We start from the raw sequence: 16,264 nt of genomic DNA, 5'->3' as shown, positions 1-16,264 counted from the left end.
ACTTTTCTCTCTCAAGCCGCCGCGCCCCCGTGGCGAATCGGCTCCGACATTCATTCAGACTCAATAAGACACCAACATGGCCGATCCGTCGTCACCGAACTTCGGTTCCACACCGAGAATAGGCGCTGCACGCGCAATAATGTTCTTCACCATGGGCGCTGCCGTGTAGGCGGCGATGTTCTGCCCCTTCTCGCCATTGTGCGGCTCATCGCAGAATGTCAGCACAACATATTTCGGGTCATCGATCGGAAACGCAGCAAGGAACGCGTTGAAATTGAGATTCGACGCATAGCGGCCGTTGACGACCTTGTCTGCCGTACCGGTCTTGCCGCCGACGTTGAAGCCGGGAACATCGGCATTCCGGCCCGAGCCCTTGATGCCGTTCAGCTTGAAGAGATAACGAACGTCGTCGCTGGTCGTCTTCTTGACGACCACTTCTGCAACTTCGTCGGCCTGTTCGCGGTTGCGCGGCAAGAAGGTCGGCTCAATCAGCTTGCCGCCATTGACGAGCGCCGCACCCGCAACCGCCGTCTGCAGCGGGGTCGTGGAAACGCCGTGCCCGAAGGAGATCGTCACCGAGTTGATCTTCTTCCAGACCTTCGGCTGGCTCGGCATCTTCACCTCGGGTAGCTCCGTCTGCATCTTGGTGAGCAGGCCGAGCTTCGTCAGATAGTCCTTCTGCGCATCGATGCCGACGATGTCGATGATGCGGGCGGTACCGACGTTCGACGAGTACTGGAACACCTCAGGCAGCGTCAGCCAACGGCGCTGGCCGTGGAAGTCGTGGATCGTGAAGCCGCCGATACGGATCGGTTGTGTCGCATCAAAGCTGTCGTTGAGGCTGACCTTGCCGGTGTCGAGCGCCATTGCGAGGGAGAAGGTTTTGAAGGTCGACCCCATCTCGAACGTGCCGTTCGACATACGGTTAAGCCAGCCTTCCTTGGCGCCTTCCAACGGATTGTTGGGATCGAAATCCGGGGCCGATGCCATGGCAAGCACTTCACCGGTATGAATATCGAGGATGACGGCTCCAGCACCCTTTGCCTCGTAGTTCTTGATGGCGTTGACGACGACATCGCGCACAATGTTCTGGACACGGACGTCAATCGACAGGCGGACCGGCTCGAGCGGCTGATCGCTTGTCATGCCGACGGAAGCGAGGTCCGCAAGACCCTGATCGTCAATATATTTTTCCATGCCGGCAACGCCACGGTTGTCGATGTTGACGTAACCGAGGATGTGTGCGGCAGTCGGGCCGCCTGGATAGAAGCGGCGCTTCTCCGGCCGAAAGCCAATACCCGGAATGCCGAGCGCCAGAACCTGGCTTTGCTGTTTCGGCGTCAGCTGGCGACGCAGCCAGGCAAAGTGGGAGGTACGGTTGGCAAGCTTCTTGTAGGTACCCTTCATGTCAAGGTCGGGCAAAACCGTGGCAAGTTTCTCAACCGCCTCGTCCGCGTCAACGACCTTGTTCGGCTCCGCAAACAGCGAGACCGTGCGGATGTCGGTCGCCAGCACTTCGCCGTTTCTGTCGAGAATATCCGGACGCGACGCCATCAGACGGTCCGGTGGCAGGATGCTGGACACGACGTCAGGATCGCGGATCGCGTATTCGACAAGACGCCCGCCGATGACGCAGTAAACCGTGAGGAAGCCGACGATCAAGAGCCCGACGCGGCTCTTGGCCTGTCCCGCCCTCTTCTTTCGCGATCCCTCGATCGGCATATTGCCGCCGAGGCGGTTATGTGTGCCGGCGGAGAAATGCGCCTGGCTCTTCAAGACCATGATGCGTGAAAGAAACGACATCTCTACTCCACCGATCCGGTTGCCATCATGTCTTCTTCTTCGGTCTGCGGCGCGACTGCCTTCGGCTTCGCCTTTCCAGAACCGGCTTTCGCTTCGGTAACGTCAGGAACAGGGACCTGCGACTTCAACATCGGCAGTTCCTTGGCATGGACGAGCGAGGTTGACGCCGTTGGCTGCAACTGAAGCTCGTCATTGTAATTGTTGACCAGCCGCTCAAGTCTGTTCGGTTGGGACAGCAGCGCCCAATCCGCCTTCAACAGATCGATGGTATCCTTTTCAAGCTTGATCTCCGCTTCGAGGCGATGAACTTCCTCGAGCTTGAGCTCGGCATGGTGCTTGATCGTGTAGGTGACAGCCGCAGCCGCTGTCATGACACCGACGAGGATGAGGTCCAAGGTTCTCAGCATTTCACGCTCCGAGCTTTCCGAGACTCGCCAGATTCGGCAATCCGAAGATGGAAATATCTGCCGCTTCGGCAGGCGCTGTCGTGCGCAGCCCTGCCCGCAGCTTGGCAGATCGCGCCCTCGGGTTTGCTTGCGCCTCCGCTTCGCTCGCAGCAACTATCGGCTTCCCGATCCGCTCAAACGTCGCAGCACGTTCGTGCGCGACGGGCAGATGACGAGAGCCCGAAGCCTTGCCGGCGCGATCTGAGAAGAACGTCTTGACGATCCGGTCTTCGAGCGAATGGAAGGTAACGACAACAAGACGTCCGCCGGGCTTCAGGACGCGCTCGGCCGCAAACAACGCCTGCGCCAGTTCGCCCAGCTCATCGTTGACGAATATCCGAAGCGCCTGGAAGACGCGCGTCGCCGGATGGATCTTGTCCCTCATCTTTCGCGGCGTGACGAGCTCAATCAGGCCGGCCAGATCGCGCGTGGTCTGAAACGGCTTTTCAGCGCGCCGTTTTTCGATCGCATGCGCAATGCGCGGTGACTGACTTTCCTCTCCGAGAAAATGAAAGATGCGGATCAGGTCTGCGACCTTGGCGCGATTGACCACATCTGCCGCAGACACGCCTGTAGCCGACATACGCATATCCAGAGGGCCATTCTTCTGGAACGAGAAGCCGCGCTCTGCCTCATCGATCTGCATTGAGGACACGCCGATATCGAGCACAACCCCATCCAGTCCGCCGGACGGAGCAGCCTCGGCCAATTCAGAAAACTGCGAATGAACGAGCTTCAAACGACCCTGGCTCTGCGCGACAAGAGCCTGTCCGGCTTCGATAGCGGTCGGATCGCGATCCAAGGCGATCACATTGGCACCCGCACCGAGAATGGCAGAGGTGTAGCCGCCCGCACCGAAGGTGCCATCGAGAATGATTTTGCCCGGCGATGGCTCGAGCGCAATCAGAACCTCGTTAAGAAGAACCGGAATGTGGCGAACCGGTCCGCCACCGGCATCAATTGAATCTCCGCCAGGATTCGCCGTCATTCCGCTCCCTCGTACTTTCAGGAACGCCCGCCCGCCAGCCGGCGCCCTCCTCGTGCCTGCATCTGGGCAGCCTGAAAGGCCTGCGGCTGCCACAGCTGAAAATGATCCGCCCGACCGACGAAGGTCACCTCGTCCGAGATACCGGTGAAGTCGCGGATAAAATCCGTGACCATCAGCCGACCTTCCTGATCGAGCTTCATGAAGATACCGCCCCCGTGAATGAGAAGCGACATCTCGTTCGCATCCGGCGAAAATGGATCTTCCGCAGATATCTGGCGCTCGAATCTCTCCAAGAGATCCGGGCCGCCGACACTGATCGCCGGAAACACAAAGTCCTGGAAGCAATAGAGCTCCTGAACATTGCGCTGCGCCAGCACGGACCGAAACGCCGCCGGCACGGAAACCCTGCCCTTGGAATCGATTCTGTTGGTCGCATTTGAAAGGAAGCGGCTCATGACACGAAACATCCGTTCCCGAAAGAGCCCGGACCGCACTCACAAGCCCGGAACCTCGACATTCAGGCACAGCTTCGCGAGCCGAATGGACAATCTTCCATCCGGCGCCTCCGGAATGGAAGACACCTTGGCTTTGCGATTGGTGGGCACAAACTTGCCCTTGCGCAGTGCATAAATGGGATAACATGGGACCATATGGGCGTCAATGGGAAACGCCCGTCTCACGATGAGCGCAGTATCAAAAATTTATAAGCTGTTAAGTTTAACAAAGGGTTAGGAACACACTTGCCAAGGCTGCGCGCCGGCCTTTCCAGCATGTCCCCGCAAAGGGCGAATGGCTCGAACAGACAGGGCGAAATATGAGATCTGCAACAAAGGCTTAAGGCTTGCTCTTCAAGAGTGGCAGGCGCCCGTTGAAGGCGCCTGCAGCAACAGGTATCGGCCGCTATCTCCTTTGACGTAAGCGACCAAGCTATTCGGATATTGCCACCTGCAAAATAATAAGGACTGGGAGAATTGAATCAGTTAGTCGCTGCAGCATATTACTGAACTCTAAATAAGTAACGGTGGAGTAGTGCTATGACAAACTTCACATTAAAGGGACTTCTTTACGGACGCTTCGAGCCGGAAAAGCGTATTCCGCTGTCGCAGTCTGGCATGACGACCGACATCAAATGCGATTCCTGCGGCAAGATCTTCAAGCGCTGGTCCATTCTTGCGCGCAGTAGCACCACCTGCGACGAGTGCCTGGCAAAGGCGCCGACCGCCCACTGACAATCGACCACATCACCAAGAACACCTCTCTGAAAAGGTTGTTCGCCAGTTGGCCTGTAAGCCGGGTTCTGTATGGCCCCGGCCGAAGCCGGAACGTGGCAGCCATTCCTCTGGGACAACGTTTGCACGCTGCCTCACGCAACCCACCCGGATGACTGACCTGGAAACCGGCCGGAAGGCTCGCGCCTACCACGTCATCCCTATTCGGTCTTGCTCCCGGTGGGGTTTACCTTGCCATCGCCGTTACCGGAGATGCGGTGGGCTCTTACCCCACCCTTTCACCCTTACCTGCCGAGGCAGGCGGTTTGCTTTCTGTGGCACTTTCCCTGAGGTCGCCCTCGCCGGACGTTATCCGGCACCGTGTTTCCGTGGAGCCCGGACTTTCCTCACCCTACCGCCTTTCGGCATTGGTAATGCGCGGCTGCCCGGCCAACTGGCACGGCTCCCTTAGCGGAGACTGGGGGTGAATTCCACTGAAATGTTGCCGACCCCTGCGACTGCAAGCTCAGACCAGGCGCCCCCTGTCAAACGCGATCGCCTAGCGGAAAACCGGCGTCAGCTCCCGGCCGAAGTCCTCTGCCCCGAGCCAGCCCCTGGTCATGATGACAGCCCCCAGACGGCCGAGTTCATCCGACGATTTCGCTGCAACGAAATTGCCGCCCGCGAGGACCGCAATGCGCGGTGAATCCGTATAGCCAACATAGGGATATGCTGTCGTCGTGAAGGTTGACACGCACGGGGCAGACGTCGTCGGACAACCGGCGAGTGCCGGCATCAGTTTGAGCGCGGTGGATACAAGATTGTCGCGCTCGAGCGGATCGCCGTTTGAGCGAAACCACGCTCCGATATCCTCAAGCGTCTCGAATGACCGTGCTTCGAGATCCCCGCCAAGCTTCAGGTAGGTGCGTCCATCGGGATATCGAACCGGTGGCAGGATGTAGACGTGGTCCTCGTCGCGATCACCGAAGACAATCGTTGAAGGCATTTCGGAGAAAATCGTCGTCTCCCGCTCGCCAAGCTCAAAGAAGGCGACGGTGCGGGCAGCAACTCTGATATCGATCGGAGCAGGCAGGAGGTCGTTGAAATTGCTGAAGCCGCCGGCGGCGACGAGCACACGCGCCGCGCTATAGGTCTTGCCACCAGCACGGACCTCGACGAATGCGCCTCGGTCGCAAACAGAGGTAACCGTCGCATCGATAGCCGTCACGCCTGCCTGCTCGGCAAGTTTGGTTTGCGCCCGAACCAAAGCACGCGGATTGATGTGGCCCGCACGCCGCGCTTCGAAATAGCCGCTAAACGAGCAATTGAAGGAGAACTGCGGGAAGCGCTCGCGCAACGCCACAGGCGCAAGCGTCTCAACGTCGAGCCCGAGCGTTTCGCTTACCTGCAATGCCCGCCCGAGATACCCCTCGCCCGGTCGGGCGGGCGGTCCGGCAAACAGACAACCCGCCTCCGAGAAAAAGGAAACGCCACTTTTGGCTTCGATTTGCCGGTAGCGGTCGAGCGAGCGTGCCGCCAATGTCGCCCAGACCATATTGTCGTCGAAGGACCGCGTGATGCGGGCCTCGTCGTAATGACTTGCAAAAACGCCGTGGTGACGCTTGCGCTCGGCCGGCTCGCCAGGGCCGATAAGTGCAGTTCCTTCGATCATTCCGGAAAGATGGCGGGCAGCAGCCGAGCCCATCATTCCGCGTCCGACGACAATCACTTTGAAATCAACTGCCATATGTCACCTCATGGTCTGAGGCCGGATAACACAGGCGCCACGCTGAATCATATTGTTAAGCGTCAGGTCAAAACGAACCCTGGACAAGCACTTTCTGGTGATCAGAGCATCGCCAGGACCTTGCCACAGTAAGCCTTGGACACCGGGTTCATGCGGGTTGCACCGTGACCGGCATTGTATTTCAGGATCGTACCGCACGTTTCGCCGCCGCCGAGCTGATGCGCTGCGGCCAGGTATTTCATGCCAAACTTGATGTTTGTCTCGGGATCGAACAGCCCCTTGGCAGTCCCCGAGTAGCCCATCATCCGTGCTGTGGCCGGCTTGATCTGCATAAGGCCAATTTCACCCGCGCTGCCACGTGCGTTCGGATTGAAATTGCTCTCGACGCGCACCACTGCGTTCGCAAGCTCAACGGGAACGTGGTACTCGTTTGCATATTTCACGATAAGAGCGGAATAGATGTTGGTCGAGAAATCCGGCATCGCATAGCCGCTAGTCCGGTCGACAGTCTTCAAAGGAACTATCTGAGATCTTGCACCCCATTCGCCCGCGACGGCGCAATTCATGCCCATCAACAGTGCACTCGCGCACACCGCAGCAGAAACAACCTTATTCATTCAGTCTAATTACTCCGACCCAAAGAATTTCCGGACCGTGTTGAAATAACAATCCGGAATTATGCAGAAGATCTATATTAGATATTCTGCAGCAATTCTTTTTGTTGCAATTGACGACCGCTCGAAACCCCAAACAAATCAAGCGGCGCCGTTCGACGGTTGGCGTTAGACCATCGCAATGAGGAGATAATAGGGAAATGATGTGGCGGCGCAGCAGACTCCTGAAATCGACGGAGCGAGCGGCACTTTAAAAATACGACTTATGAGGAGTAACGCGGAAGCGACGCCAGCAGACGGTGCAGCGTGTCGATCGTCGAAAAATCTGCAATACCGTCAATTCGGGCGGGCCGAAAATGGCGCTGGAACGCCTCGACCTCGCCTGCCATCTTGTCTGAGAATTCGCCTGTGATCTCAGTCGCATAACCATAAAGCGAGAGCATCGACTGGAGGGCTTCTACCGGCTGGCCCCGGTCGCCGCGTTGGAAAAATCTTCCACCGGAAATCGGAGCAGGCTCAACCCAGTGCCCCACACCGGCTCGGTGGAGCTCTTCCCAGGGAAATTTTTCCCCCGGATCCACTTTCCGAATCGGTGCAACATCGGAGTGTCCGAGCACTCTTTCGGGGGCAATGGACCAACGTTGGCCGCAATCACGACACAATTCGATGACGGACCGAATTTGTTCTTGGGGATACTCCGGCAGCCCGCCCGGATGACCCGCATTGGCAATTTCGATGCCGATCGACAAGGAGTTGATATCAACCTCGCCCTGCCAGTAACTTTTGCCTGCGTGCCATGCACGACGCTCCTCGGGCACGAGCTGAAGAACCTCACCGTCTTCACCGACGAAGTAATGGCTCGAGACCTGGCTTTCGTTGTGACAGAGCCACTCCAGCGCTCCCTCAGGTGTCGGCATGCCTGTGTAATGAAGAAGGATCATGTCAGGCTTGCGCCCGCCCGCCCGTTCGCCATGATTGGGCGAAGGACGAACGGTCGCCTTCCGGTAATCGGCCTCAAACGAGGTCATGCTGCGCGGCGTTCCTTCTCGATCGCCTCATAGGCTTCGTTCAGCGCCGCCATGCGTTCGTTGGCGATGGCGTGGAACTCGGCCGGCACACCGCGGGAAATCAGCCGATCCGGATGATGTTCGCTGACAAGACCATGATAACGGCGACGGATCGTCGTGAAGTCGTCGGAGGGCGAAACGCCGAGCACCTTGTAGGGATCGCGGCCGATCGAAACATGGCGCGCGGCGATCCGTTCGAAATGCTCTTCATTCATATGGAAAATCTCGCCGACGTGCCGCAGGAACGCCAATTCCTTTTCATGGATAAGCCCGTCGGCCTTGGCGATGTGGAAGAGACCGTCCAACACCTCTTCCAGCACCGGGCAATTGGCTGCGCACGTTACGCACAAGGACGAAAGGCGTTCCGCATAGGCTTCATAACCGGCGACATCCTGACGCGCCAGATTGTAGAGACGAGCGACATTCTTTGCCTGCTCGGGCGGGAATTCAAAGATCTCGCGGAAGGCATCCACCTCCTTCTCGCTGACAATGCCGTCCGCCTTGGCCATCTTCGCCGAGAGCGCAATGATCGCGACCGAGAATGCGACCTTGCGGCGCGTCTCGGGATCACCTTCGAAGACTGTGCGGATAGCCTCGACCACCGCAGAAAGGACATTGCCCGCGGTGCCAATGGCATTCAGCAGTTTTTCCCAGAAGGACATAAAAGTCTCTCGCAGTGCAAATAGGAAAAACACCTTGACCAAATAATGCCCGGCTTTGCAAGGCGGCGATTGGTCGTAGGATGGAATAGACTTTTCACAATTCGTTCATGGTCGAAACGCACAGCCTCAAAAAATCGTGCGCGAGGCGGGTTCCAATTGCAGCAAGGCGCGACGCTCGCGCTATCCACAGCCCTTCTTTGGTGCGATCTTACGCTTGAAACGATTATATCACCGCTTCTCTCTATCTGTGCCGCCCCCGGCCCTATTTTCACAATAACTACACTTTACATGCCTCTTTGCCTGTCGCATCCATGCGTCAGGTAAGGCACGCTACCGTGCTGATATGAGACATTGGAGGGATCATGGCCAAACAGAAAGTCGCAATGCTCACGGCTGGAGGCCTGGCACCCTGTCTGTCATCCGCGGTCGGTGGACTGATCGAACGCTACAGCGACGTGGCACCGGACATCGAGCTCATCGCCTATCGTTCCGGATACCAGGGCGTACTCCTTGGCGACAGCATCACGATCACTGCCGACATGCGGGAGAAGGCGCCGCTTCTGCATCGCTACGGTGGCTCGCCAATCGGCAATAGCCGCGTCAAGCTTACCAACGCAGCCGATTGCGTGAAGCGCGGGCTCGTCAAGGAAGGCGAAAATCCGCTTCGTGTGGCTGCCGAACGGCTCGCCAACGATGGCGTCAACATCCTTCATACGATCGGCGGCGACGACACCAACACCACGGCCGCAGATCTCGCCGCCTATCTTGCCGCCAATGGCTACAATCTGACGGTCGTTGGACTGCCGAAGACGGTCGACAACGATGTCGTGCCCATCCGCCAGTCACTCGGCGCGTGGACGGCCGCCGAAGTAGGCGCGCACTTCTTTGACAATGTCAGCAACGAGCAGACGGCAGCACCACGCACCCTGATCATCCATGAAGTCATGGGGCGTCACTGCGGCTGGCTGACGGCGGCGACCGCCCGGGCCTATCTGCAGCGGACGAAGTCCTATGAATATGTCGATGGGTTGATGACAAACGCCAAGATGAAGAGCATCGACGCAGTCTATCTGCCGGAAATGGCATTCGACCTCGATGCGGAAGCGGCGCGTTTGAAGGACGTCATGGACCGCACAGGGCATGCAACCGTATTCGTCTCGGAAGGCGCCTGCCTTGATGCCATCGTCGAGGAACGTGAAGCGGCTGGCGAGACAATCAAGCGTGACGCTTTCGGCCACGTGAAGATCGACACAATCAATGTCGGCGGTTGGTTCCAGAAGCAGTTCGCGGGCCTCATCAGCGCCGAACGCTCGCTGGTGCAGAAGTCCGGCTATTTTGCACGTTCGGCCCCGGCCAACGGTGATGACCTGCGCCTCATTCAGAGCATGACCGACCTTGCCGTCGAAAGCGCCCTTAACAAGGTGTCCGGGGTCACCGGTCACGACGAAGCTCAGAACGGAAAGCTGCGGACGATCGAGTTCCCCCGCATCAAAGGCGGTAAGGCCTTCGATATTTCGACCACCTGGTTCGGCGAAGTCATGGACACGATCGGGCAGAAATACCCGGCCGCATGATTGACTGACAGTTAATATGGTGTCTTTGCTTTTGCCCTAGGGAATAGGAGGAGATTCCATGTCGCTCGAAGCCTGGTTCGCTTTTGCCGCCGCGTCTGCAATCATGCTCGCCATTCCGGGCCCGACGATTCTCCTCGTCGTTTCCTATGCCCTTGGCCATGGACGCAAGACGGCGCTCGCGACGGTATCGGGCGTTGCGCTCGGCGACTTCACCGCGATGACGGCGTCACTGTTCGGATTGGGGGCCGTGCTCGCGGCCTCCGCGACGTTGTTCACCATGCTGAAGTGGATCGGCGGCGCCTACCTGATCTGGCTCGGAATCAAGCTCTGGCGGGCGCCGGTGATTTCCGAACCGATGGCAGACAATGACAACCTTCCCGAAACGAAATCGCTCAAGGTTTTCCTGCATGCCTATGTCGTGACGGCTCTCAACCCGAAGAGCATCGTATTTTTCGTCGCATTCGTTCCGCAGTTCCTCGATCCGTCTCAGCCGTTCTTCGGCCAGATGCTCATCATGGAAGCCACTTTCCTGGTGCTCGCAACCATCAATGCCTCCATTTATGCGCTGGCTGCCAACGCCGCGCGCGGCCTGATCCGCAAGGCAAGTGTTCAGCGCGCAGTCAACCGTACCGGCGGCACTTTGCTGATTGCCGCGGGCGCCGTTACAGCAGGCTATCGCCGCATCGCCGCGTAAAGATTTTCGGCGGGTTGCAGCGAAGCAACGAATACGTTAATTGCGGAATCCAGGCTTAAGGTTTTTGATAACTTCTAACGCTGCCGGGGCGGCGCGTTCACGAAAGTGAGAGTATGGCAGCGATCGGTTTTTCCGGCCTAAAACGCAGTCTCATTGTTTCGACAATGCTCTGCGGCGTTGTTGCCGGATGCACGAGCGTCGAATACACGTCGCAGGCAGAATTGACCGCAGCCCAGACCGTTGTTCCGACACCCAGGCCTGGCGAAGACGCGACACTTGCAGCTGTGCCGGCCGGCGAAGGAGCGACGCAGACGGCGATGATCACCGCCGCCGACCCGACAGCAACGGCTTTGACAGCACCGGCCATGCCGGCGGGCGATCCTTCTCAGTTAAGCGGTCAAGTCCAGGCGACGACGGCCACGGGGAATGCCCAGATTCCACTTACGCCGGAGATGACGGCTATCCAGTCCGTTGTACCGATCCCGCGCCCGGGCACCCCGTCCCCATCGACGCAGCTCGCTTTCGCCGCGACGCCTCAGGCCGGCAGCGCCATTGCCGCGCTTTCGGCAATCGATACGACGCCGCATCCGATGATGGATTATGGCTTTGACACATCGGGCCCCTCCGACCCGCCGGCCGCCCCTCCCATGTTCAGCGACAGCGACGATGATGGCGCCCCGACGGTTGAGAAGAGTGCGATCACCAAGATCATCGACAAGTACTCGAAGCTTTACCAAGTGCCCGCCTCGCTGCTTCACCGCGTCGTCCATCGCGAAAGCCGATACAATGCGAAGGCCTATAACAAGCGCGGCTACTTCGGTCTGATGCAGATCAAGTACAATACGGCCAAGTCCATGGGCTACGAAGGCGAGCCCGCCGGCCTGTTTGACGCCGAGACCAACATTAAATACGCCGCCAAATACCTTCGTGGCGCATGGCTGGTCTCCGACAACAGCGAAGACGATGCAGTCCGCCTTTATGCGCGCGGCTACTACTATGACGCCAAGCGCAAGGGCATGGAAAACGTCGCAAACGGCAGCTACTGACGAGTGCGAGATAGCGTCGCTAGAATCTCCTTCACAAAGGCCTGTGGCTTATAACCGAGCCAACCCGGCGTCAGCCCGAGCCTGACGACGACAAGCTTCGCGGACGGCACGATCGCAACACTCTGCCCGTCGTGCCCCTCCATCCAAAAAGTGTCATCGGGAAGACCGGCAACGGCGCTGCTATCGCCGCCGGGTGCGGCAAGCCAGGCCTGCGCCTGCGTATATTTGCCACCCGAGGCCATCGTCGGCGCCCTCATCGCAGCCATGAACCGCTCCGGCAACAGCCTTTGTCCATTCCAGACGCCGTCCTGGAGAAGGAACTGTCCGAAGCGTGCCCAGTCGCGCGCTGTGGCGTAAAGGTAGGAACTACCAGCAAAAGTTCCGCGAGCGTCAACTTCGAGTACCGCGCTCGACATGCCGATTGGATCGAATAGTGCCGTCTTTGGATAGGCAAGCGCTGTCTGAATGTTACCGATCCTGTCCATCCATATCTTCGAGATCAGCACCGACGTGCCGCTCGAATAATTGAAGCGCTCGCCCGGGCTCGCCTCCAGGGGGCGACTGGCTGGCAGCACCGTCATATCGGGATCGAGATAGAGCATGCGCGTGACATCGGCGACCGTGCCATAACTCTCGTTGAAGGCCAGACCGCTCTCCATGCCCAGGAGGTCGCTGAGCTTGATCTTCGAATAGTCGCCGTTCTGCCACTGCGGCAGGAGTGCAGCGTCATCGAACGCGATCTTGTTGTCGAGCATCAGCCGGCCAACGATCGCTGCGTTTATGGTCTTCGTCATCGACCAGCCGATCAGCGGCATTGTCGGACTGAAACCATCCCCATAACGCTCGGCAATGATGCGGCCATTGAAAACGACGACAACCGCACGCATTGCCGGACCGGTCAGATCGCCGTTAGAAAGCAGCGCCTCCAACTCAGTGTCATTTGCCTTTGCGACGGCATTGCCGTCCGGCCAGATCGCATCGTTTTCCTGTTCAGGAGCGACCGGGTGATCGGGCACTGCGCCGGCCGCCGCTTCGAAGTCGCCGTCCGGCACGCTGCTGCAGCCAAGCGTGCCATGGTAGATTGCATAGCCCGGTGCAAAGAGCCCGAGAATGCGTGCGCTCACCCGCCTTTGCTGTCTGTCGACAGCCACCCGCACCAGCCGCAACAACGGATTTCCCGGAGCTTGAACATCTTCATGGAGCACCTGCTCAGGATCCCGCCCTGCGAGAAACACGTTCGAGCAGACGATCTTGGCCGCATAACCATCACCCACCCGCAGCAATTCAGGTGGGCTGGCATAAAGCCAAGCAGCACCCGCAGCGACGATGACGACCAATAGAAGAGCAAGTGATTTCAAGAGACGCCGTACAAATCGCATGAGCGATCCTCCTTGCTGCAAGAGAAGCAGGAAAGCGCGCCGCGCGAAAGACCCACCGCCTCCGCATGGTTTTTTCATTTCTGAAAAACTGACCTCCTGCCCACAGCCAGCGTCATCAAACTGTAGTGACGGCGCGCTAAACGCCCTGAACGCTAAAAGGGTGAAAGACTCATATGACGGAATTTGCACCGGATGCCGGCTTCCGCAAGAACCGGAAACTCAAGGCAGCTCTTCTCCGCCACAGCGCCTTTTCCAAGGCCGGATTTTCTGAACGGCTTTTCGGCCTTTTGTTTTCCGGTCTGGTCTATCCCCAGATCTGGGAAGATCCCGATCTCGACATGCTTGCGATGGAGCTTCAGCCCCATCATCGCGTCGTGACGATCGGCTCCGGCGGCTGCAATATGCTCGCTTATCTCTCCAAGAGCCCGGCGTCGATCGATGTCGTCGACCTCAATCCGCATCACATCGCCCTCAATCGCCTGAAGCTTGCCGCGTTCCGTCATCTTCCCGGCCACGCCGATCTCGTTCGCTTCCTCGCAACGCCTCACGAGACATCGAACAGCCACGCATTCGACCAGTTTCTGGCTGCCAATCTCGACGAGGCGACCCGGAGCTACTGGAACGGCCGCAAGTTCGGTCGCCGCCGCATCACGGTGTTCGATCGAAATATCTACGAAACCGGACTGCTTGGACGGTTTATCGGTGCAGCTCATCTGCTTGCCCGCCTCCATGGTGTCGACCTCACCGAGATGACGAAAGCTCGTTCGCTGCGCGAGCAGCGCCAGTTCTTCGACGAGAAAATCGCGCCGCTCTTTGATCGACCGGTCGTACGCTGGATCACCGGCCGCAAGAGCTCGCTGTTTGGCCTCGGCATCCCACCGCAGCAGTATGATGAACTTGCAAGCCTTGTAGCCGACCAGTCGATCGCGCCGGTCCTGCGCCACCGTCTCGAGAAGCTCGCCTGCCACTTCCCGATGCAGGAAAACTATTTTGCCTGGCAGGCATTCGCTCGCCGCTACGCGCCGAAGGGCGAGGGCCCGCTTCCGACTTACCTCGAGCCCGCGAACTATGAGGCGATCCGTGCCAATGTGGATCGCGTCGCCGTTCACCATGCAAGCTTCACCGAGTTGCTCGCTGGCCAGCCCGCCGCCTCGCGCGATCGCTATATCCTTCTCGACGCGCAGGACTGGATGACGGATCAGCAGCTCAACGATCTCTGGGCCGAGATCAGCCGCACGGCCCGCGAAGGTGCCCGGGTGATTTTCCGCACTGCGGCCGAAAAGAGCATCATCGAAGGACGTCTGTCGCCCACAATCCGCGATCAATGGAGCTACATGGCAGAGCGCTCGCTCGAACTCACGGTGTTCGATCGCTCGGCAATCTACGGAGGCTTCCACATCTACCGGAAAACGGCGTGAGCGAGCTCGGCGTGACCCCTGTCGCAAAGGATGACGGCCATGCCGCCCTGATGGACGGCATGTACCGTTATCAGCGCCACATCTATGATCTGACACGCAAGTATTACCTTCTCGGCCGCGATCAGACGATCCGCAATCTGAATGTACCCGCAGGTGGAACCTTGCTGGAGGTCGGTTGCGGAACCGGTCGAAATCTGGCGCTGGCCCACAAATACTACTCAAAGGCAAGGCTCTACGGCCTCGACATATCGCAGGAGATGCTGATCTCGGCGCGCAGGACATTCGAGACCAAAGCCACGCTCCCGGACTTCCGCGTCGCCGATGCGACGGCCTTCACGCCACGCGAGTTCGGGGTTGGCGGCTTCGACCGTGTCCTCATCTCCTATGCTCTGTCCATGATTCCCGACTGGGAATGCGCAATCGACTCGGCCCTGGCCGCCCTCGTCCCTGGTGGCGAATTGCACATCGTCGATTTTGGTCAACAGGAACGATTGCCGGGCTGGTTTGCTCGTCTCCTCAAGGCATGGCTACGAAGATTTCATGTGTCACCGCGCGCCGATCTCAGGCAGGTTCTGGCGTCCCAAGCCTCTGAAAATCAAGCACGACTCATCTTCGAGAGCATCTACGGTGGATATGCCTGGCGAGCTGTCATTGTGACCAAACCTTGACATTTCGCTTGAAACTAACCGAATTTTTACGTTGATATGGGAAAGAGAGGGGACATTCCTCTGCTGGACGCGTCTATCACGAAGGTCGAGCTGTGGGGCAAAAATTCCATTCGTTTCGCGACGGAACATCTATGCGCCGGCTTCTGTTTTGCGTTTTGCCGTTGGCTGTCATGCTCGCCGGATGCACGTCATCTGGCTATGACTATCTCGAAACAGCGTCCGTAAAGCCAAAAACGCGCTTCAAGGACACCGATCCCCAGGACTTCGGATCAAAGCATCCGGAGCTGCAACCGATCCACGGCATCGACGTTTCGAAGTGGCAAGGCGATATCGACTGGCAGACGGTCAAGAGTTCCGGCGTCGCCTTCGCGTTCATCAAGGCGACCGAGGGCAAGGATCGGATCGATCCGCGCTTCAATGAGTACTGGCAGCACGCCCGCGCTGTGGGCATTCCACACGCTCCCTATCATTTCTATTACTTCTGCTCGACACCCGACGAACAGGCCGATTGGTTCATCAGCAACGTGCCGAGGGAAGCGATGCGCTTGCCGCCCGTCCTCGATGTCGAGTGGAATTCGGAATCGAAGACCTGCCGCCTCCGGCCCGATCCGGCAACGGTCCGCGCCCAACTGCAGCGCTTCATGGATCGTCTCGAGGCCTATTACGGCAAGCGGCCGATCATCTATACGTCGGTCGACTTCCATCGCGACAATCTCGTCGGTTATTTCCAGGATTATCACTTCTGGGTCCGCTCCACCGCCAAGCATCCCGACGTCACCTACGCCTCCCGCCGTTGGGCCTTCTGGCAGTACACCTCGACGGGCGTCATCCCCGGAATCAAGGGACCGACGGACATCAATGTTTTTGCGGGATCGACACAGAACTGGCACAACTGGGTGGCGGCGGTGTCGAAGGACACAAATTCTTAGTAACGTCCGACGGTCTTTCTT

The 16,264-nt window shown here is 58.6% G+C and carries 16 protein-coding genes and 1 other RNA gene; 7 read left to right on the top strand and 10 right to left on the bottom strand.

What is annotated here, in order from left to right; translation table 11 throughout:
- Nucleotides 1-60: 60 nt before the first annotated feature.
- The 4 genes from BN77_RS18710 to mraZ are packed head-to-tail and all read right to left on the bottom strand — an operon-like array spanning nt 61 to nt 3,692.
- On the bottom strand, nt 61-1,803 hold the full coding sequence (locus BN77_RS18710; RefSeq protein ID WP_007534770.1) for a peptidoglycan D,D-transpeptidase FtsI family protein: 1,743 nt from the start codon (nt 1,801-1,803) through the stop codon (nt 61-63).
- A gap of 2 nt (nt 1,804-1,805) precedes the next feature.
- Nucleotides 1,806-2,210: a cell division protein FtsL gene (ftsL, locus tag BN77_RS18705; protein WP_007534767.1), complete on the bottom strand. Its 405-nt coding sequence runs from the start codon at nt 2,208-2,210 to the stop codon at nt 1,806-1,808.
- Nucleotide 2,211: 1 nt separating this feature from the next.
- Nucleotides 2,212-3,237 carry a 16S rRNA (cytosine(1402)-N(4))-methyltransferase RsmH gene (rsmH, locus tag BN77_RS18700; protein WP_007534764.1) on the bottom strand — a complete coding sequence of 342 codons (1,026 nt, stop codon included), beginning with the start codon at nt 3,235-3,237 and terminating at the stop codon, nt 2,212-2,214.
- 17 nt (nt 3,238-3,254) lie between these two features.
- On the bottom strand, nt 3,255-3,692 hold the full coding sequence (gene mraZ / locus BN77_RS18695) for a division/cell wall cluster transcriptional repressor MraZ (protein WP_007534763.1): 438 nt from the start codon (nt 3,690-3,692) through the stop codon (nt 3,255-3,257).
- A gap of 579 nt (nt 3,693-4,271) precedes the next feature.
- On the opposite strand from mraZ, the gene BN77_RS18690 reads away from it, so the two are divergent.
- Complete coding sequence (locus tag BN77_RS18690; protein ID WP_007534759.1) at nt 4,272-4,466, top strand: hypothetical protein; 195 nt, start codon at nt 4,272-4,274, stop codon at nt 4,464-4,466.
- Nucleotides 4,467-4,507: 41 nt separating this feature from the next.
- Here BN77_RS18690 and rnpB read toward each other — a convergent pair.
- From rnpB to BN77_RS18670, 5 genes are all read right to left on the bottom strand, one after another.
- Nucleotides 4,508-4,903: RNase P RNA component class A (rnpB, locus tag BN77_RS31455), an RNA gene on the bottom strand.
- Between the two features lie 101 nt (nt 4,904-5,004).
- Nucleotides 5,005-6,192 carry an NAD(P)/FAD-dependent oxidoreductase gene (locus BN77_RS18685; protein WP_007534755.1) on the bottom strand — a complete coding sequence of 396 codons (1,188 nt, stop codon included), beginning with the start codon at nt 6,190-6,192 and terminating at the stop codon, nt 5,005-5,007.
- 101 nt (nt 6,193-6,293) lie between these two features.
- Nucleotides 6,294-6,809, bottom strand: coding sequence for a lytic transglycosylase domain-containing protein (locus tag BN77_RS18680; protein WP_007534753.1), 516 nt, complete (start codon nt 6,807-6,809; stop codon nt 6,294-6,296).
- 260 nt (nt 6,810-7,069) lie between these two features.
- Nucleotides 7,070-7,834, bottom strand: coding sequence for an N-acetylmuramoyl-L-alanine amidase (locus BN77_RS18675; protein WP_007534751.1), 765 nt, complete (start codon nt 7,832-7,834; stop codon nt 7,070-7,072).
- Nucleotides 7,831-8,535, bottom strand: coding sequence for a J domain-containing protein (locus BN77_RS18670; protein ID WP_007534749.1), 705 nt, complete (start codon nt 8,533-8,535; stop codon nt 7,831-7,833). Before BN77_RS18670 ends, BN77_RS18675 begins: the two co-directional genes overlap by 4 nt.
- 362 nt (nt 8,536-8,897) lie before the next feature.
- Between BN77_RS18670 and BN77_RS18665 the strand changes: the two genes are divergently transcribed.
- The 3 genes from BN77_RS18665 to BN77_RS18655 all read left to right on the top strand — a co-directional run bounded on the left by BN77_RS18665 (nt 8,898) and on the right by BN77_RS18655 (nt 11,849).
- Nucleotides 8,898-10,109 (top strand): pyrophosphate--fructose-6-phosphate 1-phosphotransferase, encoded by a 1,212-nt coding sequence (locus BN77_RS18665; RefSeq protein WP_007534747.1) that lies wholly within the window; start codon nt 8,898-8,900, stop codon nt 10,107-10,109.
- Between the two features lie 58 nt (nt 10,110-10,167).
- On the top strand, nt 10,168-10,803 hold the full coding sequence (locus BN77_RS18660) for a LysE family translocator (RefSeq protein ID WP_007534744.1): 636 nt from the start codon (nt 10,168-10,170) through the stop codon (nt 10,801-10,803).
- A gap of 113 nt (nt 10,804-10,916) precedes the next feature.
- A complete protein-coding gene (locus BN77_RS18655) occupies nt 10,917-11,849 on the top strand; it encodes a lytic transglycosylase domain-containing protein (protein WP_007534742.1) in 933 nt (310 codons plus the stop codon).
- Here the strand turns inward: BN77_RS18655 and BN77_RS18650 are convergent.
- On the bottom strand, nt 11,843-13,228 hold the full coding sequence (locus tag BN77_RS18650) for a serine hydrolase domain-containing protein (protein WP_007534740.1): 1,386 nt from the start codon (nt 13,226-13,228) through the stop codon (nt 11,843-11,845). The two genes, BN77_RS18655 and BN77_RS18650, sit on opposite strands and share 7 nt — an antisense overlap.
- Before the next feature lie 173 nt (nt 13,229-13,401).
- Between BN77_RS18650 and BN77_RS18645 the strand changes: the two genes are divergently transcribed.
- From BN77_RS18645 to BN77_RS18635, 3 genes are all read left to right on the top strand, one after another.
- Nucleotides 13,402-14,646 (top strand): BtaA family protein, encoded by a 1,245-nt coding sequence (locus BN77_RS18645; RefSeq protein ID WP_007534738.1) that lies wholly within the window; start codon nt 13,402-13,404, stop codon nt 14,644-14,646.
- A 50-nt stretch (nt 14,647-14,696) separates the two neighbouring features.
- Complete coding sequence (locus BN77_RS18640) at nt 14,697-15,314, top strand: class I SAM-dependent methyltransferase (RefSeq protein ID WP_085989858.1); 618 nt, start codon at nt 14,697-14,699, stop codon at nt 15,312-15,314.
- Nucleotides 15,315-15,445: 131 nt separating this feature from the next.
- Nucleotides 15,446-16,243, top strand: coding sequence for a glycoside hydrolase family 25 protein (locus tag BN77_RS18635; protein ID WP_007534733.1), 798 nt, complete (start codon nt 15,446-15,448; stop codon nt 16,241-16,243).
- Nucleotides 16,244-16,264: the final 21 nt, after the last annotated feature.

It is taken from the genome of Rhizobium mesoamericanum STM3625, from assembly GCF_000312665.1.
GTDB lineage: Bacteria > Pseudomonadota > Alphaproteobacteria > Rhizobiales > Rhizobiaceae > Rhizobium > Rhizobium mesoamericanum.
This window is presented reverse-complemented; position numbering and strand designations above follow the sequence as displayed.